The organism is Winogradskyella ursingii, assembly GCF_013403975.1.
Classification (GTDB): domain Bacteria; phylum Bacteroidota; class Bacteroidia; order Flavobacteriales; family Flavobacteriaceae; genus Winogradskyella; species Winogradskyella ursingii.
The window spans coordinates 1-24,644 of the sequence record NZ_JABFDH010000002.1 but is presented as its reverse complement, the minus strand read 5'-3'; the positions used below and the strand labels follow the sequence as shown (position 1 = coordinate 24,644).

Genomic DNA, 24,644 nt, shown 5'->3' with positions numbered 1-24,644 from the left:
TTTAGAATTTTAACGCATATTGACCAAATTTGCTGTTATATTTGGTTTCATAGATTTATTAAAAAACCTCGCTTTTCGCGAGGTTTTTTAATAAATAATATAGGTTTACATTTTTCTTCTGTGATTGCGTTTTCCTTTTCGGTTTCTATGGCTCATTTTTTCGAACTTTTCATATTGTTCAGCATTTAAAATTGATTTCATCTTACGCTTCATTTCAATCAGTTGATCCAACTTTTGGTTACGCATTTTAACCATTTCTTCTTTAGTTGGTTTCGCATCCTCTGTTTTGTTAGCTATACGTTCTGCTCTCATTTTTTGATGCTCTGTTGCATCCGTTAAAATGAGTTGATAAACTTCCTTCTGCTGGGCTTCTGATAAATCTAATGCCAAAGTCAGCTTTTTTGATTTAAGATCTGCTATTTCTGTGGGAGTTATATCTTTCATCCGCTCCATTCTATCTTTTCTGTCTTTTGAGTCTTTTTTTCTCTCTTGTGCCACACCATTAAGGGTAACTAATGCGAGGGCGATTACTAATAAATTTTTCATTATCAATTGTTTTTAAGTTCCTTAGTAAGACCTTGAGTTTTTGAAAACGTTTAAATTGTAATTTATTTTTAACTTTTTATTAATATGGATATGATTGCCTCATTGTTAAAAAATGTTGGGTACATTTGATCTATGAAAACAGTTAGCATCGTCTATATAATTTTTTGTTTTGCAATTATAAGCGCATGTTTTTTCTTTTTCTTATATATCAATTTTCAATACCTAAAGATTGATTGGGTTGGGATTAGTTTCGTTCAGGAATTGCTAACCTTACCTTTAGCGTTGCTTCAGCCAGTTTTAATTGTATTAAGTATTCGAGGAATTAAAATGTACAACGGAAAATTTAATGTATTAAATTATATTTCTGCGTTTATCGCAATCGTTTTATCTATTGCTATAGTTTACACTTTCATTGAATAACATTTCTCAAAAAAATCAAGAAATCAAAAGGATTACAATAATTTGTATCTTGTGAATGGCTAAGGCTATCTTATGGCATTCTAGAATTCAATTAGTTTACTTATTGTAGGTCTATTAGTATTGCGTTATACTATATGCAGGATTATATGGTATCCAAGCCAGAGAAGCTCCTAAAGAATTTTCAATTTGACTATGAGAACTAAGAAGCAAAAGTCTTGTTCTTTGATTAAAAGAAAGCTTAAAAAGCATTAAAGGGTAGGGAAAGTTTGCTGTAGATTTTACAAGATACGGTTTCAATGTGCTAATTTAAGATGCGCCCTACTACAGTCTGACCAATGTCACGGCTCGCTGCACACCGTTAATGGCGCTTTCATTATTTATAAGATATCGCTTTCCAACATACAAATATCTCCGTGAATTTTAAAACTGTTAAAGGTACAGGGCATAATAACCTTGTGGGTTTTGAAGATTATCATTAAAAGATACAAAGCATATTAAATTAAAAAGGCTTCAAAATTAATTGAAGCCTTTTTCCCCTAATGTGCTACTAACAACATTAGTTCTTAGGATCTAAAATATCATTGATACGTTCGATTGCGTCAGCAATATGGATTCTGCTCATGGCATCACCACCTCTAGCAGATCTTAAAGAACTTCTTAAAGATTTTAATTCTGCTCTTACAACCGCTCTAATATCAGACTGGCTCACATCTACAGATGTTGTACCGACGAATCTTCTAAACTGTGCTGGAATTGGTGGCTGCTCATTAGTCATTAAGTAAGCCATACGATCAATATATGCACGTTGTAAACTTCTTCTATAGATATCAATGCTTCTACCCGAACGCAATTCACTAAAAAGGCCAGTTCTAAGGTCTTTCATCATGTCATACATACCGTAAGCGTCTTTGCCATTGATGGTTTCGTTTTCAGACATGCGGGCCAATCGTCCAAAATCTAAAAGATTGTTCAAAGTTCTTTCTTGTGTGTTTCTCAAACGATCAAGGCTACCAGCATTTTCAATTTTATTGAAGATGTTGTTGTCCAATAACCATTCTGGAGTTGAGAACAATTGAGTCTGGATAAAATCCATGGCTCTTTTTTGCTTTTCTTTATCGACATGAGTATAAACAGCACCTTCTTGATCGTAAGTTTTGTATATTTCGTATACACCTCCAATGTTAGAAGCTACATGACCCATATAACGATTGTACTGCCCTAAAACCTGTCCGTACATTGTTTCTAAATCGTCATAATTTTTACCGTCTTCAGAAGTCCATTCTATAAGGTTTGGTACAATACGCTTAAGATTTTTAATACCATACTCACTAGCTAACATAGAATCATCACCTAAATCTTCAGTTTGTGAACTTGGATCAACGACTCCGAATTGTTGTCTTCCAAATCTGTACATTGGATCACCTGCATGTTCTAAAATCCAACTATCTAAAATTTTCTTTTCGTCTTCTGCAGTTTTTGCTTCAGGAATTGGTCTGTAACCCCATTCAATAGCATATTTGTCATAAGGTCCGATGTTAGGCATAAGTGCAACACCCTCGTCACCTGGCTGCGCTACGTAATTAAAACGAGCATAATCCATAATCGATGGAGCTGTACCAAATTCTTTTGTAAATTCTGGATCTCTTAATTTTTCTACTGAATAAGCAACACTGCTTCCCATATTATGCGGTAAGCCCAATGTGTGTCCTACCTCATGAGCAGAAACAAAACGAATTAGACGTCCCATCACTTCATCTTTAAATGCAACGCCTCTTGCATCTGGATTGATAGCTGCAGTTTGTACAAAGAACCAGTTTCTAAGCAATGTCATTACATTGTGGTACCAGTTAATATCACTTTCCAAAATTTCACCAGTTCTTGGATCACTAACGTGAGGTCCATTGGCGTTTGGTATCGGCGACGCTAAATAACGTACTACAGAATAACGTGCATCCTCTGGTGACCAATCTGGATCTTCCTCTACTGTTGGTGGGTCTTTAGCTATAATTGCTTCTTTAAAGCCAGCGGCTTCAAAAGCGACCTGCCAATCTTCGATTCCTTGCTTAATGTATTTTCTCCATTGTTCAGGTGTTGCTCTATCTATATAATAGACAATCTGTTTTTTAGGTACAACAAGCTCACCTCTTTTAAAAGCCGCCATATCTTCGTCTCTGACTTCTAATCTCCAACGGTCTAGATAATTTACGGTTTTACTTTCTTGTGCAGTTAACCCGTAATCAGTTTGTCCACTAGTGAACCAGCCGACACGCTGATCGAACATACGTCTCTTCATAGGAACATCTGGTAATAAAATCATTGAGTTGTTAATCTCTAAAGAAATAGCACCAGTGTTTGAATTAGAAGGTGGTTGACCTGCTGCGTAAGTTTTCACTGTACGTGATTCTATATTTCTTGGGTAAGCTTTGATATTTTCTATGTAAGAAAGATTACCGTCTAAACGTGTAATTCTGTATTGTTGTCTTCTTCTTTGAGGAAAGCCAAAAGGTTTAGTGTCTTTCTCAAACAAATCTGTAACATCAATTACAGTATTTAAAGAATCTTTGCTAAATGCTTTAATAGGAAATGTTGCAATAACAGGCTCAAAATTAGAATTAACTACAGCTTCGTGAACAGGCAGTGAATCTGCTGCCACTACTTGGTGTGATACCATACGAAGTAAGACTTTTTTGTCTTTCTTCTGCCAGCGCAATACTTGTTCACTCAATTTTCCACCACCAAAACCGAGTCCTGAGGCTGTTTTAGAAATACGAGTTACCATAAGCATTTCACGCTCAAATAGAGAATCAGGTATTTCATAGAAATAACTGTCATCTACTTTGTGCACAGTAAAGAGACCTTGGTCACTTTTAGCGTCTTTGGTAATTACCTTATCGTAAGGCTTTGGATCATTTTTTCCAGGCTTTTTTCCTGGCGGTTTTGCCATTGCTGTGGCATCACCATTTTTAGATTTGCTTGCTTTTTTTGCGGTTGAGCATGAAAAAGCTAAAAATGCTGCAACTACGAAGAGTAGCTTAATTGATAGTTGTCTCAAAATTAGTGTTTTTTATTAATTGGGCTGAAAATACGTAATCTCTAAACAAACTGTTAAATGTATTAACGACTTTAATATTTTTTTAACTTGATTATGTAAATAATAGGTATTAGTAAATTTTATTTTTTGACGCTTAATTAGACGATCTCAACAAATAAACCGTCTTCGGTTTTTTCCACTTTGGTTAATCCGTGTTTTCCTAAGCCTTTAATTCCTTTGTCCCAACCTTTATTGCTCAATCCAGATTTGGATTTTAGGTCATTTAAATCCATTCGCTTTTCAGATTTTAAGACTTCGAAAATAGCTTTTTCGTTATCGCTAAGCTCCACCTTTTTCTTTTCTGGTCGCATTTGCGGGAAGAACAATACTTCTTGAATACTTTGGTTATTGGTTAAAAACATAATTAATCTATCCATGCCAATTCCCATTCCGGAGGTAGGTGGCATACCGTATTCTAAGGCTCTTAAGAAATCAAAATCTATAAATTCTGTAGCCTCATCGTCACCTTTTGCAGCGAGTTTTAACTGATGCTCAAATCGCTGGCGTTGATCTATAGGATCATTAAGTTCTGAATAGGCGTTAGCAATTTCTTTTCCGCAAACCATAAGCTCAAAACGTTCGGTGAGCTCGGGATTTTCACGATGTTCTTTACATAATGGGCTCATCTCTTTTGGATAGTCCGTTATGAATGTGGGTTGAATATAATTCCCCTCACATTTTTCACCAAAAATTTCATCAATCAATTTACCTTTACCCATGGTTTCATCTACTTCAATTCCCATGTCTTTAGCCGCAGTTCTTATTTCGTTTTCAGATTTGTTTTCAATATCAAAACCTGTAAATTCTAGAATGGAATCACGCATGGTGATGCGTTTGTAAGGTGCTTTAAAATTAATATTGTGCTTGCCAAATGTCGCTTCTGTAGTTCCATTGACAGCAATCGCACAATGCTCCAATAATTGTTCGCAGAAATCCATCATCCAATTGTAATCCTTATAAGCCACGTAAATTTCCATAGCGGTAAATTCAGGATTATGTGTGCGATCCATACCCTCGTTTCGGAAGTTTTTAGAGAATTCATAGACACCTTCAAAACCACCCACAATCAATCGCTTTAAATAAAGCTCATTGGCTATTCGCATATACAAAGGAATGTCCAGACTGTTATGATGCGTTATAAATGGACGTGCTGCCGCTCCACCGGGAATAGGTTGTAAAACTGGTGTCTCCACTTCAAAATATCCAGCATCGTTAAAAAATTGACGCATAGCATTAAAAAGCTTAGTACGCTTAATAAAAACTTCTTTCACATGCGGATTTACAGCTAAATCTGCATAGCGCTGTCTATAGCGCTGTTCGGGATCGTTAAATTTATCATATTCATTGCCTTCTGCATCCTTTTTAGGAAGTGGTAATGGCTTTAATGCTTTGCTTAAAAGCGAAAAATCCTTGACCATAACCGTCTTCTCACCAACTTGAGTCGTAAAGAGTTCGCCAGTTATTCCTATAAAATCACCAATATCTAGTAGTTTTTTATAAACATCGTTATAAAGGGTTTTATCCTCTCCTGTACAGATTTCATCACGATTAAAATATACTTGAATACGACCTTCGCTATCTTGAAGCTCAGCAAAAGAAGCCTTACCCTGAATGCGACGCGACATTAAACGGCCAGCAATTGTGACCTGTTTTCCTTCCTCAAAATCAGATTTAATCTGTTTGCTAGTGTGGTTCACTGGAAACAAATCGGCCGGGTATGGGTTGATGCCCATATTGCGTAGTTTTTCTAACTTTTCTCGTCGTACTAATTCTTGTTCTGAAAGTTGCATTCTTTTGATTTTAGAAGTGCAAAATTACATTATTTACAAGAATTAGGGAATATGTTTTCAATTCGATTTAATAGCCTTTAAATTTTCCTTTAAATCTTTATTATTTGGTAATTTTAATAGGGCATTTTCCAAAACTTTAATCGCCTTATTTTTCTGACCGCTCGCGCCTAAGATATTTGCCAAGCTCATATAGGTTTTAGAATCATTTGGGAATAGTATGGTGTTGAATCTATATACAGCAATGGCTTCTTCTGTACGATTAGTGCCATGTAAAATTCGACCGTAGGTGTTCAACTCATACATATTGCTCACTTTGCCTTCATAAGCTTTAAGTAGTTTTTCGCTCTCTCTTTTGAGTCCTTTGGTGCCTTTTGATTTCAGAATTTCATCTATAACGCTTACTATTTTATTGTTGGGTTCATAGTCGTTTGTGATAATAATCTTTTTAATATCTTCCTCTAAGCTTAATACAGGTTGCTCCACGATCCGATTTACTTCCTTTCCATTTTTAAAAAAGATCACTGTAGGGACTCTATGGATATTTAGTCCGGCGTCTTCATGCTCTGGGCTTTGTTTATACATCTTTGGTTCACGACTTACTGCCACTAAAGTGAGTTGTTTCATTGGAAAGTTGGCAGTTTCTAAAATCTTATAAAACCTTGGTACTTCCCTTTTGCTATCTCCACACCAAGTACCCATAAACAGTTTAATTTCGTAAGATTTTAATTTTGAAGCAAACTCAGAAATAATGGTGTTGTTAGGTTGGTAGTCTTCATAATTTGCATTAAACCAAGAGGCGTAATTTTCTCTTTCCAATCCACTTTTGTCAATTTTTCCCAATAAGTAGGGGTATTGGTTTACCGTGGAAATTTCCCTGTTAAGATGTTGTGCATTTAAACAGAACTGAAACATGCATAGTCCTATAAGAAAATAGATGATTTTCATTTTTTTGATATTTTGAATGATTAGAAATCAAAACTCAAAAAATCAATTGAAAATTTTCAAAATGAAAGGTTTGAAATAGGTACTAGACCCTAGGTTGAATTTTGTAATTATTTAATAAAGAGTGATTTTGCATCATCGCGAGATTGTACATTGAGCTTTTTGTAGATATTATTAATATGTGTTTTTACAGTACTTACACTCAAAAAAAGATCTTCTGCAATATCTTTATTAGTTTTATTTTGAAGAATTTGCTCTAAAACGACTTGTTCTTGTTTGGACAATCGTTGTTTTAAATCTTCAGTTTTGGATTGCCTGATTTTGTGTATGTGAAGAAATAACAAAGTATTTGCGATCAAAGAAATAATTAAGAACGATATCAAATAAAAATTCCAACTTAGTTCTGAATTTTCATCTGATGCTGCCAACATGTATCGGTCTGCATTTAGTTCATCTATATACTGTTTGGTATATGCCGCATTTGGGTAAGTGATTTCTAATCTTTCTTTTAAATCGTCGTAATAAGTATTGGTTTTTAGATCTTTTACGTAATAGTTATGTAAATCACTTGTTCTATCAGAGAGGTAAGCATAAATGTTTAGTTACGCTAAAGGTTCATTCAAAGATTTACCAAAATTCTGCAAGTTTTTAAACCATTTTTTATTGTTGAGTTTTCGGTTAGCCTCGCTTCGAATTTCGCTGTAAGCAAATCGCATATCGTTTTTGAGCGAATCGATTTTTACAAAAACATTAGCTTTTGGGTTACTCGAATCAATGCTACAAAACACTTGATTGCCAAACGTAACAGGCAGTTTTAAGACGTCTGAATTATTTGCAACAAACAACAGTTCTTCGCTATCGCTGCAATGGCCATTAAAGTGATTAAAGTCCTGTTGAATATCAGAGCACTTGTCCACGTGGATGCGGTAAATTCTATTATCAGCATCTAACATATCACCTTTAAATTCAAAATAACCTGTCGAATCTGCTATAGTTTTTGCGATAATTTGTTCGGAATAGACACCGGACATTTTGCGATAATCTTCAACTACAGAAAGATAGACTGCGTTTTGCCACTCATCAGGATTTATTTGTCCTGAAAAGGAATATTGTGCTCGGCAGTTGGCCGCAATAAATAAAAGCAATAACAGAATTTTAAAACGCATAAAACGAAACTACATAATTTTAGTTGACTATGAAATAGTTGCATTTTAAAAGTGTAACAAATAAGACGAATTGTCGACATATAAATACATCAAAATCAAAAAACGAAACTATGAGTATATGGCGTGTTATACTGTCTATTATTTGCCCACCTTTGGCCGTACTTGACAAAGGTTGCGGCTCAATCTTCATCACATTTTTACTATGGCTTTGCGGTTGGGTGCCAGGCGTAATTGCAGCATTGGTTATTCTCAATAATCCTGAGCGATAAATCCCTATCTTTGTTTTGTGAAAAATCAAGATTTCAAAATGAAAAACATTATTTTTTTATTGGCCTTGGCTTGTGTTTTTACGAGCTGTAATGTTACCGAATCCATTGTTTTTAACAGTGATAATTCTGGTGAATATTTAGTTAAATATCAAATGGGTGATGCCATGCAGGCATTTAATGATGCGATGGGTGGCGACAACTCAAATGATGAAAACAAAGAAAAAGGTGAGGTAATGGATACTACCATGGTGTTTGCAGATATTATGGCAACCTACAAGGATAGTATTGCTAGTTTACCAGAAAAGAAACAATTAGCCATGGAAGCTGTGAGAAATATGTTCATGAACATGAAATTGGACGAAGATGCTGGGATAATGGATATTGGGATAGGAATGAAGTTTGAATCTATTGAAGATTTAAAAAACATACAGGATAAAATAAAAAAAGTACAAAGCCTTAATCAACAAGGCGACCAGCTAGAAGCTATGAAAAGTGGCTCTCCTTTGGGGAAATTTATGGGTACCGATGATAGCACTGTGAGGTATGATCTTACCACAGATGGATTTTCAAGAACTACTATGGTGAGTGTAACTGAAGAAAGTGAAGAAGTTATGGAAGAGTTGTTCGATGAAACCGATGAAGGTGATAAAGAATTTATAAAATATTTTGAAGAATCATACTATAACGTAAAATTAACCTTCCCGAAAGCCGTAAAATCGGTGTCTTTTGAAGGGGCTGAAATCTCAGCTGATAGAAAAACTGTTAGTTATAGGGCCAATTGGCTAGACTTTATTAAAAATCCAAAATTGTTGGATGTGAACGTGGAATTTGTAGATGAATAAAACTGTACAGCTTCAAGATCTAGGCACTAAAGATTTTAAGAACACTTGGGATTATCAAGAAACCCTTTTTAAGGCCATTTTAGATACTAAAATTAGAAATAGAAGGGAAGATGCAGGCCTAGAAACTGATAATCATTTTCTGTTTGTAGAGCATCCGCATGTTTATACTTTAGGTAAAAGCGGAGATCTCTCTAATTTACTTTTAAATGAGCATCAACTCAAAGAAAAAAACGCCACATTTTACAAAATAAATAGAGGTGGAGATATTACTTATCACGGTCCGGGGCAAATAGTGGGTTACCCTATTTTAGATTTGGATAATTTTTTTACAGACATCCATAAATACCTTAGATTTTTAGAGGAAATGATTATCCTCACTTTAGCTGAATACGGCCTAAAAACTGAGCGTAGTCCTGGTGAAACAGGTGTGTGGTTAGATGTCGGTACACCGTTTGCTCGGAAAATTTGTGCTATGGGTGTAAGAGCTAGCCGTTGGGTGACCATGCATGGTTTTGCACTTAATGTGAATGCGGATTTAGGCTATTTTGATAATATTATTCCTTGTGGTATTCGCGGAAAAGCTGTTACCTCTTTAAATGTTGAATTGGGAGTCGATAAGGTGGAAGAAGCTGAGGTTAAGCGGAAGTTGTTGAAGCATTTTGGTGAGCTTTTTGAGGCGAGTTTCGTTTAATTTTAGTGATATGAGTCCGTTTCAATGACTTATGTCAGACGTTAGACTAAATTAGCATCTTAATTTTACAAAGTAAAATTAAGACTCATCATTAAAAAACACCTTATAAAAATGCATTTTCTTTTCTTCGTCGTAACCACGCTCTAGGTATTCCGCAGAAGCGTCTGGTGCATCCACGTCGAGTTTAATTTGGATATTGGTATCCAGTTTTATTTCCGTTTTGATTTTTTGCTTTTGCTTTTTTAAAGCAATTTCCGAGACGTCAAATTGGTTACGAATTAGGATTTTGTTTTCAGATTCGTAACTTTTCTTGTAATCTTCGAATAGCTGAATTTGGTCTTCTTCGTCAAACACTTCTTCCTTAAAAGTATCAATATTTACAATTTCATTTTCCTTGAAAAAATCTACTGTATTTGCCAGGAAATTACTTTGTGCTTGTCCACCAAAATTTGGTTGTAATACTTCCTTTGAGAATTCGCGGCAAAGCTCGATGCAATTTTTAGTATGTTGATTGCTGTCATCAGGATATTTAATATTTAGAAAACTCTTGATCCAATATTGTGTATCGTACGTATTATTATCGACACTGAATACTATTTTTCCTTCCATGTCCGAAGTGTTTAAAATCAAACATCCTTTATCGACTTTCTTGGCCTGTATTCCTTTCTGTACCAAAATATCGTAATTGCCACTTTCTAAATAGGTCTGAAAAAACTCAGTTTTGTTTTCAATTTTAAAAATGCCGATGGCATCCGTAAAATAATCTTCGTATTGTACGTTTTCAAAAAGGCAAACTAATACATCTCCCGTTTTAATTTGTGCAGAATTACTCTGCTCAAATAAGTGCGTAGCTATGTGTTTTGACACTTCCACAAAATCGGTTTCCTCTTTAAATAATTGATCTGCATAGGTGTTAATCTCATTGAGACCAACATCGCTGTGGTGGTGAAATCGGTAGCTTTCTGCAACGCTTACAAATGGCTTTAAAAGATAGGGTAGCATTAAGTTGTAAGTGGCTTCGTCAAAATCTACTTTTGCATCTGAAAATGCGTTTTTCGTACCATTAAACTTGTTGCCAACCTTATGGATAATGCAGCTTTTAATTGATGCTTTCTGTCGTTTGATCATAGGTAGATGGAGAGGTGAAAATTTAAAATTGTTATGTTTTGAAAACCTTATAAAGTGATTGTTCTATCAAAATTACAATACTACAAAAACCAACAATTGAATACTAAAAAACGCCAAAGTAAATTTGGCGTTTAATGATTCAAGGACTTTAGATTTGGTTGGGTTTAGATTTTTACAAATTCCACACGTCTGTTTTGTGCTTTACCGTCTGCAGTGGTATTATCTCCAACAGGTTGGCTTTCCCCTTTGCCATCTGTGGTAAGTCTGTCTGAAGAAATATTGTAAATGTTCACTAGAGCATCTTTAACAGCGGCTGCTCTGTCTTTGGATAGTTTTAAATTGGACTCGTCCGATCCATCAGAATCCGTGTGACCAATAATATTAAGTTTAATATTTGAATCTTGCATTAAAACTTGGGAAATCTGACGTACAATGCCCAATGATTGCGGCTGTATTTTTGCAGAGCCAGAATCGAACAAAATACCGTTTGTTGAAATTCTACCTTCGGACAATAATTTTCGTCTTAAATCCACACCACCTTCAGCGACTTTTATATTTTTTATAAACACGCGTTCTTCGCCATCCTTTAAGCCATAAGCGTGAAATTTGAGATAATTAAGTACATCCAACTGATCAATAAATCGAGGTATATCAACATATTTTACTTCGTTTATCCAAAGTCTGTAGCGCTTTTTTGTTACGGAAATAGCAATGTGCGGTTGGTTTTTTATTTCGTCTCTAATATCTGCGCTTAATGAAGAGTTTATGGTTGATTTGCCATTAAAGGTGTTAAAAGCCCGAATGTTAAAAGCCGCATATTGGCCTAATGGTATAGATACAGCCGCATAATGCTTTTGTCCTTCACTAAAGCCGTTTGTGTCGCTAATAATAACACTAAGCTTGGCTCCAGACGAGGTTTGGTTATCCATTCCTGAGGTCAATACATCGAATTCGATGGTGTAATCTTGTGGCAGTTCATTTATATCCGGAATTACGTACAATCTATAACCTGCTTTAAGCTCAAACCAATTGCCTTCAACTTTATTGAATTTTACGATTGCACCAGAACCGTTCGTGTTCCACCGACTCGGTAAATCACCTACAAAATCTTGGGAAAAATCATCATAGAAGATGGTTTTGTCTCCAGGAACAAAATCATATTTACTGTAAACCTCTAATCCGTCCGATACGTTATCTGGTTCTGCATCATCGTCATTTTCAGAAGTAGAGGTACCTTCATCCATTTCTTCATTGTAATCATCGTCTTCATTATTGTCGCTCTCGGCATTCCTATCCTCATCAGTAGTTTCTCTCTCGCGTTCTCCCATAATCAGCTCCTTTGCGGTAGTAATACTATATTTTAGAGCTTTTTTGGCACGATTGATCTGAAGTGTTGCTTTTGCTTGTTTTAAAGCTCCTTTACCATCGAGATCGCTTAAAATGTCTGGTGCACTTTCGCTGAGAATTGTGATGTCCTCTAGTGCTTCTTCTAAAACATCTAAGTCTTCATCTTCTAATGGTGTCCTGGCCGCAGCGTAACCGTCATATTTATATACTTTATCATAGAAGTTAAAGGATTCTTGAACAAAATTATCTACGCTAGATATACCGACCCTGCTCTTTGGGCGTTTCAGTTTTTTGGTTTGGGCATCAAGGTTTGGGATAATAAACAAGAACAGCGCAATGGCAAGCCCTGTTTTTTTGAGAGAGTTGAATTTTTTCATTGTAAGTGTTTGATTAATAGCTTTCTAAAATTAAGAATAACTATTGTAAACAAAAAATGAAAATGTATATTCTGCTGTAAATTTAGTATAGTTTGTAAACTAAGACTGTATTTGAATCGCTTTGTGTTATAAGTTCTAAACCGCTTTCTCCATCTGTTTTTTGTAGTTCTGCAGCCGCGGTGCCAAACACAGGAAAGTTAGGTAGCGGTTGAGCTTGACTATCAAAAAGATAAACTTTGCTTGCTTGTAAATCTGATACGGAAACGTATATTTTATCGTTGAGATAGAAAATTTTTGGAGATGTATAGTTTCCGAAATCTAAATCTAAAGTTCTGGATCTAATTTTTAATCGATTATCGTTAAGCGTAACCAATGTCTTGCTCGTGGTCTCAATATGATGATTTTCAGAAAGACTGAGTGATTTGGTAGTTATATTACCCGAAGTACTTACCTGTATTAATTGTCCGAGTGTGTTAGTGGTTGTAAACTTATTTTGATATAAGTACAACTCGTTATCTGAGAATTTAAACTTGTCGGTAACGTTAATTCTAATATTTCCTTGCCTATTTAAAATTTTTAGTTTTTCACCAGCTGTAAAAGCAATGTAATCTTTACTGCCAATCCTAAAATGTTTGGGTTGTGAGTTTACAAAACCATCACTTTTATAATCAAAACCCGTTACTCTTTTGCCTTTAGCGTCGTACATTAATAGATTATTTCCTTGGGTAACCAAAAGCCTATAATTTTTTCTTTTATCATAATCAAAAACTGATAATGGCTGCGTTATTTTGTCTTGAAATTTAAGTGGAAACTCGCCAACGTCCTTACCATTTCTATCGAGAACATAAACACTGTTTTCTGTTGCAAAAACCAATTGTAATCGACCGTTTTTAAAACTATCTATCTGTTCGACCTTTCCCAGAATTTTACTTTGTAATTGTTTTTTCCATAGAATATTGCCAGAGCTAGAAATAAGATAGATGACGTTATTTATATCTTGAACAACAATTTCGTTGGTGTTACTATTATGATTTTTTACACTTTGAGGCGCAAATAATATATCTGCATCAATTTTAGTCGTAAAATTTTCTTCAACTGCATTATTGGCTGAACGTTTTTTATATTTTTCAAAAATACCATTGACCAACGCATAATTTTTTTCATAAACGAATTGTACAACGTTAGCATTATAGTTTTTAACGTCTTCATTTAAAATCTCGGACAACGCTTCAGCATCTTTAAATATAAATAATGAAGACTCGTTGCTTAGATTGTTCTGAATATTTTGAAAAGCATTTGATTTAGATAGGACCTTGTCATTGAGTACATCACTTATAATCGATTTAAGGGATTCCGTTGATTCGGCGAAAATCAAAAAATCATTATACTCTATAAAATAATTGGCATCACTAAAACTTATGATTGGTTGAAAATAAGATGCTAGAAAACTGTTATTTTCATTGAGATAAATATCGATATCGCGATATGTTTCATGAAAAGATTTATCCTCTATAGCCTCAAAAGCTAGATTCGAGTCAAGTGCATGCGTAACTAAGACTTTTTTACTTTGGATTTCTGCAAGGGCAATTTCATCCGTGTAATTTAAGAAATTGGGAAGTGTATCATTATTTGTTGGTGATAGCTCATCCAGGTTTTTTTTGAAAGTTGCAAAGTTGTCATAACTCAAAGCTGTTAATGAACTAGAATTATCAGAAACAACATCAATACTTTTTATTTTTTGAGGATTCGTGTTTTTAAAACAATCAAGAATCGTTTTAATGGAATCTTTTGAATTTACAACACCATTGAATTTTAGACTCGTATCACTGAAGTCCAGATCTAAAACAGTAAAATTAGTTACTTCTTGTCTATCTCCCAGTACATTAAAAAGTAATTTTGAATAATCTGATTTGTTATTTCTAAAAATAATAGAAGCCACAGATTTACTGTTTGTGGTTTCTATGAGTTTTTCGAGACTGCTGTTTTTATTGTTTTTTTTAAGAGTTTGTATGACCTCCAAACTATTTGATGCTGCGAATAAGTTTTTCAGCGTTCTAATGTATATGGTGGTTGTGTCAATTTGTACCTTTTCAATGTCTTTTTCAGAGAAAGATTCAGAAATAAAATTAGAAATAGAATCTCTAACAAATAAGGTGGAGTCAGTTTGTGTGAGTATTAGATAGTCCGATGCTTTCTGATCATTTTCGATAAAAGACAAGTATAGTTTCCCTCTAGGAGTGAGGTGTTTTAGAAATTGAAATGAGGTATTTAACTCCTTATTATATATATCATTAATAATTTCTTGATTGATTTGGCCATTTAAAAAATCATTAAGCTCGTTTATTTGTATTACCGTTGAGCTTTTAGAAGGTATATAGAGATAAGTCTGTAATTTTTTATCGTAGTCTCTTTGGCAAGCAGTAAGATTAATTGCTAAGAGTAATAAAAAAATGAATTTTTTCATTAAGAGAATTATGTTTCGTACAAATATAAAAAGTTATATATCTAATTTGTATTGCTCTGGCAATAATCTAAATGATTTTCTGTGGTATTTGGTTATACCAAATTTTCTAATAGCCGCTCTATGCTCCTTTGTTGGATAGCCTTTGTTTTTTTTCCAATTGTACATTGGGTATTCCTTATGGATATCTTCCATATAACTGTCTCTAGTTGTTTTTGCAATTACTGAGGCAGCTGCAATGCTCAAATATTTACTATCACCTTTGATGATGGTTTGATGCGGAATTGATTTGTAGGGTTTAAATTTATTGCCATCTACAATTATAAAACTAGGTTCAACTTTGAGTTTTTCAATAGAACAATGCATGGCTTTGATGGAAGCATTGAGTATATTAATGTTGTCAATTTCATCTTCAAATATATGCGCGAATGCAAAAGACAAGGCTTCTTCCTCAATTATTGATTTAAGTAGTAATCTGTTTTTGTGCGTGAGCCTTTTAGAATCGTTTAAAATTAAATTCTCAAATATTTTTGGTAAAATAACAGCGGCTGCAGTAACCGGACCAGCCAAACAACCACGTCCAGCTTCATCTGTCCCGCATTCAAATTTTAAGGAGCTAAATTGTTTTTTAAGGTCCAAATGTTAAAAGTTTGAACAAAGTTAAAATTTTAACGCAACCCTTTTGGATATTATGCATCTAAATGATGAGTTTAAGGTTGAAAACGTTGTGTGCAATGATTTAGAGGCAATTCTGTCGATACCAAAAACCATTAACATTTTTTTAGCAAAAACACTTGCTTATTTAATATTTAATTAAGATGTTTGCAACTAGACTAACTCAAATAATTGTTTTATGAAATTAAAGTTAACATGGTTATTAACGCTTTTTATGGCGTTCGTGATGCAATTTTCTTTTGCACAAGAGAAAACTGTCACAGGTACAGTTACAACAGCTTCGGATGGATTACCACTCCCTGGAACAACTGTATTAGTAAAAGGTACCTCTAGAGGTCAACAAACAGATTTTGATGGAAAGTATTCCATTCAAGTCACTCCAAGCGATGTCTTGGTATTTTCATTTGTAGGATTCGCTACGGTTGAAAGACCGGTTGGTGCTAATACAACTATTAATGTAGGTATGAACGAAGATAACACCTTAGATGAGGTGGTTGTTACAGGTTTTACTACAGAAAAAAGAACTACAACAACTTCGGCAGTGACAACGTTATCTGCAGAAACTGTAGATTCGAGACCAAACGCATCTATTGCGACGGCTTTACAAGGACAGGTACCAGGTCTTAATATCGGTACTGGTTCAGGACAGCCTGGAGCAAATAGTGTTATTCTTTTGCGTGGTGTAGGATCTATTAATGGTAACATTGAGCCATTATTTGTAATTGACGGTGTTCCGGTTGATGAGGATAACTTTAGGAGTTTGAATAACAACGACATTGCGAACATTACAGTATTAAAGGATGCATCTGCCTCTGCGCTTTACGGTAACCGTGGTGCTAACGGTGCAATTATCATTACTACGAAAAAAGGAACTTTTGGTTCAGATTTAGCGATTAACTACAGAAGCCAGTTTGGTTACTCTGTACTACCAGATAAGAATTTTGACGTAATGAATTCATTCCAGAAATTAACTTATAATAAAAGAGTAGGTTCTGGTTTTGGTTCGAATTTAACAGATGCAGAAATTGCTACAATTTCCCGCCAGACAAACACGGATTGGGAAGACGTGTTTTTTAGACCAGGTGAGACAATAAGTCACAACCTTAGTTTAAGTTCTGGATCAGAATTGTTTTCAACATTCACATCTTTAGGTTATTTTGAGCAAAGTGGTGTGACTTTACGAAGTGATTTACAGAGATTTAACTTAAGATCTAATGTGTCTGGTAAAAGTTCAAATAACAAGTTCAACTACGGAACTAATTTAAGTTTAAACTTTAGTGAGAACAACTTCATTCAAAATGAGGGTACTGGTAACTTATCAAATCCATTCCTTGTACCTTATGTGGCTTTGCCATATTTCTCTCAGTTTAACCCTGATGGAACATTAAATACTGTAGGTTCTGGTTTAGATACTTTTGATAATACTCCTTATACAGCACTTAATAATACAGTGTTAAATACAAACAGAGTTGAAGAAATTAAATTTATCGGTTCTATAAATGCAGATTATGAATTTGCGAAAAATTTAAGTGCATCGATAAGATTTGGTTTAGATTACACTTATAATAGAGGTATTTTTATTGAAGACCCTACAAGTGTGTATGGTTCTACTGCCGTTAATGGTGGTGATGCTGAGTTTCAAGGAACAAATGCTGAAAATTACTCAAGAGACGCAAGATTCAACAACTTAGTTGGTCTTAATTATAATAACGTTTGGGGTGATCATGATTTGGATGTTTCTGTATTTACAGAATACAACAAATCTTATTTAAATACTTCAGGCTTTACGCAAGTTGGTCTTAACCCTAAGATTTTTGAATTTGGTACAAGTTTTATCCCAGGAGATACTTTCGAGGATTTAAATGATGATGGTGTAGCTGCATTAGACGGTTCAGAATTTCCATATATCCCAGGTATTTCTTTAAATGAGATTACAATTGGTATCTTTTCATACTTTGGTGTATTAAGATATACATATGATGACAAATATAACTTTCAGGGATCTGTAAGACGTGATGCTTCATCTCGATTTGCTGAATCTAATCGTTGGGGTACATTCTGGTCTGTTTCTGGTTCATGGAACATTAACAAAGAAGGCTTCATGGATGGTTCTGTATTTAATAACTTGAAATTAAGAGCTTCTTATGGTGTAACTGGTAATGATCGTATTACTGGAGGATACTATGGGTCTGACGATGCGACGTTTGATACGTATGCTCAAGGATCAGGTTATAATAATTCGGTTGGTTTGTTTGCTAACCAAATTGGTAATAGAGATTTAAAATGGGAAACTGTAACACAAACTAACTTTGGTATTGACTTTGGTTTATGGAATAATAAATTAAACGGATCTATCGATGTTTATAATAAAGTTACTGATGACTTATTCCAATCTCAACCAGTATCTGCATTAAATGGTGTGAATACAATTTCTGCTAACCTTGGTCAATTGACTAATAAAGGTGCTGAAGCGGTTATAAACTATAGTGCTATTTCTAATCCTGATGGTTTTAGTATTAGTTTCTTCGCTAATGGTTCTTATAACGAGAATGAGATTACTGAATTACCTAATGGTGTTGATGAAGTGTTAGGTGGTGGCCGAACAAATAGTTTAGGTGTTGGTGAGAAATTAGGTGAATATTTTGCTGTAATATGGGCTGGTGTTAATCCAGCGAATGGTCAGCCACTTTATAGAGATGTTGATGGAAATTTAACTGAGACTTATAACCTTAGTAACAGAGTTTGGACAGACAAGTCTGTCTATCCAACATACCAAGGTGGTTTTGGATTTAATAGTGCTTTTAAAGGCTTTACCTTAGATACGCAATTTTCTTTTGTAGCTGACATTTACCGTTACAATGGTAGTCTTGGTGTAATTGAAGATCCGGGTTTAACTACGTTATCTAACGGTTCATTGGCTTTATTTAATGACCAATGGCAACAGCCAGGTGATGTTACAGGTATTCCACGTGCAGGTTCTACTTCTGTTAGAAACTTGTTGACAACGAGATACTTGGAGGATGCATCATTCTTAAGACTTAGAAATATTGTATTAGGTTATAATTTTGCAGAGGCATTAAAGGATGCTAATTTCATTAAAGGTGCTAAAGTTTACGTTCAGGCAGAAAATTTAATTACCTGGTCTAAGTGGAGAGGTTGGGATCCAGAGTCAAGTTTTAGAAACTCGGATTTCTTTGACTATCCAACAACAAAAATATTCACCTTAGGTGTGGATTTAACTTTTTAATAAAAATAGTATGAAAATGAATAATAAATTTATTGTATTAATGATTGTAAGTCTCTTTTTTGCATGTAACGATGCAATAGAGATTGTTCCAGAGGATGAATTTACTCCGGAGATTACATTTGAGAGCGTTAGTGATTTGCAACAGGGTTTAAATGGAGTTTATGCTCAATATAACTTTGAAGCAGATATAACGTATAACTCTATATTTACTGATAACGTTAAACCTGGTTATGCTAGTGGTGGTCAACAGATCCCGTTTTTTAACTGGTTGCTCCCAACAAGTTCAGGAAACGTAACAGCACTATGGAATTCTTATTATGACATGATAAACGCTGCTAACAGAGTTATTGAGGCATCAGTATTTGTTGATGTTTCAGCTGACGAACAAGTAGCATTTAATGACATCTTGGGTCAACTATATGGTTTAAGAGCAGTTGCTCATTACCATTTACATACTTATTTTACTACAGATTACTTAGATGAATCAGCTTTGTCTGCGATCATTTCTGATCGAGTACCTGTTGTAACTGAGGTTTTCGCTAGAAATACTACTGGTGAAATGTATGATTTTATTTTAGAGGACTTAGCTACGGCGTCTGGTTTTCTATCATCAGGATTCAACAATAATGGTTTTATAACTGAGGATTTCATTACAGGTTTAAGAGCAAGAGTTGCTTTATTAAGAAACGATGCATCTGGTATTGGCTTAGCAGATAATTTGATTGGTCAATATCCTTTGGCTAATCCAGCTGAATATGCTGCCATGTTCTTTGATCAAGATGACACTGAAGTAATCTTTAAACTTTTTAGAACGACTCCAGTTGGTGGAATCTGGTATTTCACCAATAGTGCTGGACCTTTCTTGGAGGCTTCTAATGGTCTTTATAATACTTTAGAAGCAGCTGACGACGTAAGATTAGGAGTTAATATCAATTTAACTAATGATATCAATGTTGCAGAAGGTGGTCCAACAGATATTAGTGAAAACATCATTCTGATTCACAAATATCCTGGTAACTCATCGCCATTCGTTAATAATATAAAGGCAATGAGAGTTTCTGAGATGTATTTACTAAAGGCTGAATTACAAGTAAAAGCACAAAATAATTTACCTGGTGCAGCACTTACACTTAAGCAGTTAAGAGATGCACGTAATGGTGCAGATACACCTCTTGCAACTTATGCAAATTCAACTGAAGCTTTGGCTGATGTAATGAACGAAAGACGTATGGAGTTGGCTTATGAAGGAGCAAGGTTTTTAGATATCAAAAGAAATAAGTCTATTTTAGGTGGTATCTCAAGAAATCCTATTGATTGTGCACAGGGTGGTGCTTGTGAATTACCAGCATCAGATTATAGATTTACATTGCCAATACCTCAGGTAGAAGTAAATGCAAATCCTAGTATAACTCAGAACCCAGGCTATTAATTAAAAAGAAATATAATTATGAAAATTAGAATATTAATATTAAATTTAGTTCTCTTAGCCTTTATGAGCTGTGAGAAAACCGAAGATGTAGTATTTGATCCAACTACGGGCCAGACAGGTCTTAGTTTTACGTCACCTACTCTTTCGGTAACTGTTCCAGAGGAAGGTGTAACCTTAAATTTTGAGGTAACTTCAACTACAATTTCAGATACTGATAGAACTTTTAATGTAATGGCTGATACTGATCCAGAAGCTACTACTGCTAATCCTTCGGATTATTCACTTGGTGTTGTTACAATTCCTGCTGGTTCACATATTGGTTCATTACCAGTAACTCTTAATTTTGATTCACTTGATGAAGGTGTCAATTATACATTAAAAATTGACTTATCATTACCTGATGATGTTGTAGGAGTTAGAAACAGTTCAATAAATATAAACTTCACTCCAGAATTTGTTTGTCCAGATTTAGTACTGAATTTTACTTTTGACGATTATCCAGGCGAGACTTCTTGGGAGGTTACTAATTCAAGTGGTTCTGTAGTTGCAAGCGCTGAGCAAGGAGATTATTCTGGTCAAACTGCAGCATCAATTGATCTGTGCCTTTTAAATGGAACTTACACTTTAACTGTTTTTGATAGTTTTGGAGATGGTATTTGCTGTGCATATGGTAACGGATCTTATGAAGTTGTTTTAGACGGTATGGTGTTGATTTCAGGCGGAGAATTTGGTGGTTCTGAATCTCAAAATTTTACTGTTAATTAAAAAAAAATGAATATGAAAAATACAATTAAAATTATATCGGCCTCATTATTATTATTTGTCATGGCAGTAAGTTGTGATGAAGATAATAATAACCTAGGTGAGCAAAGTCCAGAAACTGGTTGGGTTCAGTTCGCTTCTGCGTCCTCAACAACAGGACAAACTGTGCCAAGTCACAGTATTAACGTTCAAGTTAATGTGCCAATTTACAAGGAGGGATTATCAATTAGTTATACTACTGCTGCCAATGATGGTGATTATACTCAGTTTGTACTTCCTTCTGATCGTACGGGATCAGTTTTTGCAGATCCTTCAGATTACGATAGAGTGGTTAGTATTAACATACCACTTCAAAATATGGAAGTTGGTAGAGATTTTGTGACATCATTTGATGTTATATTAACTGCTGTTGATAAGCAAGGAGTTACTGTTGGTATTCAAGATACAAGACCTACAGTTCACACGGTCACTATTCCATGTTCTAATCCTGATGTATTACCAAATGATTATTTTGTAGGTAATTACACAATTGAAGATGTAATGGCTCAAATTGGTCCAGGTAATGGAACTGAGAATATTGGTTCTGGAACGGTTACTTTAACTGTTGATCCTTCAGATCCAAATAGAAGATTGTTTTCAGCTTCAATATTACCAGCATTTACAGGTGGAGCTTTAGTGCCTTTTGCACTTGAGTTTACTACTGATGATACAGTAACATTAGGTCAGTTTTCTAGTTCTGGTATTAGCTGTAGTGGTCCTGCTTATGGATTTGACGCAGCATCAGAAGCAGATAGTGTTCCATGGGACATCTGTAATGATCAAGTAATTACAATTAATTATACCGAAGATCCTTTAGTTGGTTGTGGCGGCCCTTATGCAGCTTCATTTAGATTGACAAAAATTTAAGGTACTTATCTTTTATAAAATTAAAAGCGACTTATAATAATAAGTCGCTTTTTTTGTTTTATGTCTCTAGGTAATTCTATTTTTGAAGCTTATTTTTAGGCAATGAAAAATTTCATATTTATTATATTGGTAATCTTTATTTATTCTTCTCTTGGAGCGCAAGATAAAATTCTGAGGGAACAAAAAAATGAACAACTTCAGCAAAGAGACTCTCTAAGAAATTTCAACAAAACCAATTCATTAAATAATAATAAAAAAGCAAACATAGTAGACTACAAAATTATCTCTTTTTCCAGAGACACGAATTCAGTCGACACGACTTTAACAATTAAAAAAGACTATAAATTTAACTATCTTCAAAGAGATGACTTCGGTCTTTTGCCATTTACCAATATTGGCCAATCGTATAACTCTCTTATAGTAAATACAGAGGAGAATTCTATTCTACCCCTTTTTGCCGCCAGATCTAGACATTTTAATTATATGGAGGTTGAAGATATTAATTACTACAGAGTCCCGACGCCATGGACCAGGCTTACATATAAAACTGCATTTGAACAAGGACAATTATTAGATGCTTTTTTTACAGTGAATCTGTCGAATCAATTTAATTTTTCGATAGCCTACAAAGGTCTTAGATCACTTGGTAATTATCAAAACGTATTAACAAGTACTGGTAATTTCAGATTCACTTCAAATTATACGAGCAAAAATAAACGATATAGCGCCAAAGGGCATATTGTTATGCAGGATTTACTCAATCAGGAAAATGGTGGTCTCACAGATGATGGAGTTCAAGATTTTCGTTCTGGTGACGAAGAATTTCTTGATCGCTCTGTTTTTGATCCAAATTTTAATAATGCTGAAAACATTCTAGAAGGTAAACGGTTTTATTTTGAGCACGACTACGATATCATTAGACAAAATGATTCAATTAGTAAAAACAGGCTTCAGTTACTTAACCAAATAAGTTTTGAAGATAAATATTATCAGTATGTCCAAGATTCACCTGCAGAAAATTTTTTCGGTGATTCTTTTTCGAATAATATAAATGATAAAGTCACATTAGAAAACTTTCATACTGAAATTGCATTGAGGTATTATAACAATATTCTAGGTGATTTTAAATTCGGACTCACTTATACCAATATAAATTATGGATATAATACAATTGTTCTATTGCCGTCTGAAAATATTCCAAATAGAATAAAATCTAATTTTCTAGGAACAACCGCATCCTATTCTAAGACTATAGGAAAGATAGATATCAATGGTAGTGCCCAGATTAATCTTTCAGAAGAATTCAGCGGAAGTATATTCAATGGAATGGTTGGACTCAAACTTAATCAAGATATCAGTCTGGATGGGGGAGTCCAAATAAGCTCAAGATTACCAAACTATAATCATCTCTTATATCAAAGTGATTACACAAATTATAATTGGTACAATTATGGCAGCTTTGAGAATGTGAATAAACAACAGCTAAGTTTTAATATTAGATCAGACAAATACCTCAATGCGTATTTCGACCTCTCAAACATTAGCAACTATACCTATTTTAATTTACAAAATAAAATTGACGAAAATAGAATTATAAAACCACAACAGTATAACAGTTCTATTCAATATTTGAAACTTAAAGTCCAAAAAGAGTTCACACTAGGTAACTTTGCTTTGGATAATACGGTAATGTACCAAAGTACAGTAAGTGACCTAAACGTGCTTAATGTTCCCACGTTAATAACAAGAAACTCTCTTTATTATACAAATCAACTGTTTAAAAAAGCAATGACTTTGCAAACAGGTGTAACCCTCAATTACTTTACAGAATATAACATGAATGGTTACGACCCATTACTTGCAGAATTTTACACACAAAATGAAACCAAACTTGGAGGATTCCCGCGGTTAGATTTTTTTATAAACGCAAAAATCCGTCAAACTCGGATATTTTTTAAAGCAGAACATTTCAACTCATCATTCACTGGCTTTGATTACTTTTCTGCACCAAATCACCCTTTTAGAGATTTCACTATTCGTTTCGGTCTCGTTTGGGATTTCTTTCTGTGAACCTTAAGTGCGTTCCGATTTTGCCTTTAAGTGGCAAAACGGCTGCGCTATCCGCTATATCTATCTGCGAAGCCGTCTTTATTATGTATAAGTACCTTATCTACACAACCCAAGTACAATTATATTTAAGAGGTGAGCTCATGATCTCGCAGAAAGGATGCCGCTTCTATCGCTAACGCGTGGAATATTCTAAAGTATTTTAATAGAATATTCTTGTCTTCATATAGAGCCTGTATAACTTTCATTTATTCCTATTTAGGTATACAATTAACATTTATTAAAAAAAATAGGCTGCAACAACTTGTTTTTTAGCGGATTAAAAAAAAGAAAAAAAATAAAATGAAAAAGGTGTTGCGGGAATGAAAAAGGGTTCTATATTTGCACCCCGAAACAAAGGCAGCATGTCAGGTTTCAGGAGTTCATTGCCATACGAAGCGTCACCGAAAAAAGAATTTCAAATTTTTTTCAGATAGGTGTTGCGGGAA

At 34.4% G+C, this 24,644-nt stretch carries 18 protein-coding genes; 8 read left to right on the top strand and 10 right to left on the bottom strand.

Annotated elements, in window-relative coordinates; translation table 11 throughout:
• Positions 1–105 precede the first annotated feature (105 nt).
• The 6 genes from HM983_RS03910 to HM983_RS15780 all read right to left on the bottom strand — a co-directional run bounded on the left by HM983_RS03910 (position 106) and on the right by HM983_RS15780 (position 7,934).
• Positions 106–546, bottom strand: coding sequence for a hypothetical protein (locus HM983_RS03910; RefSeq protein ID WP_179344102.1), 441 nt, complete (start codon positions 544–546; stop codon positions 106–108).
• A gap of 976 nt (positions 547–1,522) precedes the next feature.
• Positions 1,523–4,021 carry a zinc-dependent metalloprotease gene (locus HM983_RS03905; RefSeq protein WP_179344742.1) on the bottom strand — a complete coding sequence of 833 codons (2,499 nt, stop codon included), beginning with the start codon at positions 4,019–4,021 and terminating at the stop codon, positions 1,523–1,525.
• A 134-nt stretch (positions 4,022–4,155) separates the two neighbouring features.
• Entirely contained in the window at positions 4,156–5,847 is a 1,692-nt protein-coding gene (gene lysS, locus HM983_RS03900) for a lysine--tRNA ligase (RefSeq protein WP_179344101.1), read from the bottom strand.
• A 57-nt stretch (positions 5,848–5,904) separates the two neighbouring features.
• Positions 5,905–6,792, bottom strand: coding sequence for a thioredoxin family protein (locus HM983_RS03895; protein ID WP_179344100.1), 888 nt, complete (start codon positions 6,790–6,792; stop codon positions 5,905–5,907).
• A gap of 107 nt (positions 6,793–6,899) precedes the next feature.
• A complete protein-coding gene (locus tag HM983_RS15935; RefSeq protein ID WP_218841817.1) occupies positions 6,900–7,220 on the bottom strand; it encodes a response regulator transcription factor in 321 nt (106 codons plus the stop codon).
• Positions 7,221–7,391: 171 nt separating this feature from the next.
• On the bottom strand, positions 7,392–7,934 hold the full coding sequence (locus HM983_RS15780; protein ID WP_218841816.1) for a hypothetical protein: 543 nt from the start codon (positions 7,932–7,934) through the stop codon (positions 7,392–7,394).
• Between the two features lie 131 nt (positions 7,935–8,065).
• On the opposite strand from HM983_RS15780, the gene HM983_RS03885 reads away from it, so the two are divergent.
• The 3 genes from HM983_RS03885 to lipB are packed head-to-tail and all read left to right on the top strand — an operon-like array spanning position 8,066 to position 9,757.
• Positions 8,066–8,224: a YqaE/Pmp3 family membrane protein gene (locus HM983_RS03885; protein WP_155090056.1), complete on the top strand. Its 159-nt coding sequence runs from the start codon at positions 8,066–8,068 to the stop codon at positions 8,222–8,224.
• Positions 8,225–8,262: 38 nt separating this feature from the next.
• Positions 8,263–9,066 (top strand): hypothetical protein, encoded by an 804-nt coding sequence (locus tag HM983_RS03880; RefSeq protein WP_179344099.1) that lies wholly within the window; start codon positions 8,263–8,265, stop codon positions 9,064–9,066.
• Positions 9,059–9,757 carry a lipoyl(octanoyl) transferase LipB gene (gene lipB, locus HM983_RS03875; protein ID WP_179344098.1) on the top strand — a complete coding sequence of 233 codons (699 nt, stop codon included), beginning with the start codon at positions 9,059–9,061 and terminating at the stop codon, positions 9,755–9,757. Before HM983_RS03880 ends, lipB begins: the two co-directional genes overlap by 8 nt.
• A 78-nt stretch (positions 9,758–9,835) precedes the next feature.
• Here the strand turns inward: lipB and HM983_RS03870 are convergent, their stop codons facing one another.
• The 4 genes from HM983_RS03870 to HM983_RS03855 all read right to left on the bottom strand — a co-directional run bounded on the left by HM983_RS03870 (position 9,836) and on the right by HM983_RS03855 (position 15,709).
• A complete protein-coding gene (locus tag HM983_RS03870) occupies positions 9,836–10,885 on the bottom strand; it encodes a nucleoid-associated protein (RefSeq protein ID WP_179344097.1) in 1,050 nt (349 codons plus the stop codon).
• Between the two features lie 164 nt (positions 10,886–11,049).
• Positions 11,050–12,609: an OmpA family protein gene (locus HM983_RS03865; protein ID WP_179344096.1), complete on the bottom strand. Its 1,560-nt coding sequence runs from the start codon at positions 12,607–12,609 to the stop codon at positions 11,050–11,052.
• Between the two features lie 82 nt (positions 12,610–12,691).
• Positions 12,692–15,073: a hypothetical protein gene (locus HM983_RS03860; protein ID WP_179344095.1), complete on the bottom strand. Its 2,382-nt coding sequence runs from the start codon at positions 15,071–15,073 to the stop codon at positions 12,692–12,694.
• A 33-nt stretch (positions 15,074–15,106) separates the two neighbouring features.
• Positions 15,107–15,709 carry a ribonuclease HII gene (locus HM983_RS03855; protein WP_179344094.1) on the bottom strand — a complete coding sequence of 201 codons (603 nt, stop codon included), beginning with the start codon at positions 15,707–15,709 and terminating at the stop codon, positions 15,107–15,109.
• Positions 15,710–15,923: 214 nt separating this feature from the next.
• Between HM983_RS03855 and HM983_RS03850 the strand changes: the two genes are divergently transcribed.
• From HM983_RS03850 to HM983_RS03830, 5 genes are all read left to right on the top strand, one after another.
• Positions 15,924–18,992: a SusC/RagA family TonB-linked outer membrane protein gene (locus tag HM983_RS03850; protein WP_179344093.1), complete on the top strand. Its 3,069-nt coding sequence runs from the start codon at positions 15,924–15,926 to the stop codon at positions 18,990–18,992.
• Positions 18,993–19,008: 16 nt separating this feature from the next.
• Complete coding sequence (locus HM983_RS03845) at positions 19,009–20,421, top strand: RagB/SusD family nutrient uptake outer membrane protein (RefSeq protein WP_179344092.1); 1,413 nt, start codon at positions 19,009–19,011, stop codon at positions 20,419–20,421.
• Positions 20,422–20,439: 18 nt separating this feature from the next.
• A complete protein-coding gene (locus tag HM983_RS03840) occupies positions 20,440–21,186 on the top strand; it encodes a hypothetical protein (protein WP_179344091.1) in 747 nt (248 codons plus the stop codon).
• A gap of 12 nt (positions 21,187–21,198) precedes the next feature.
• Positions 21,199–22,089, top strand: coding sequence for a hypothetical protein (locus HM983_RS03835; RefSeq protein WP_179344090.1), 891 nt, complete (start codon positions 21,199–21,201; stop codon positions 22,087–22,089).
• Positions 22,090–22,191: 102 nt separating this feature from the next.
• Complete coding sequence (locus HM983_RS03830; RefSeq protein WP_179344089.1) at positions 22,192–24,159, top strand: putative porin; 1,968 nt, start codon at positions 22,192–22,194, stop codon at positions 24,157–24,159.
• Positions 24,160–24,644 lie beyond the last annotated feature (485 nt).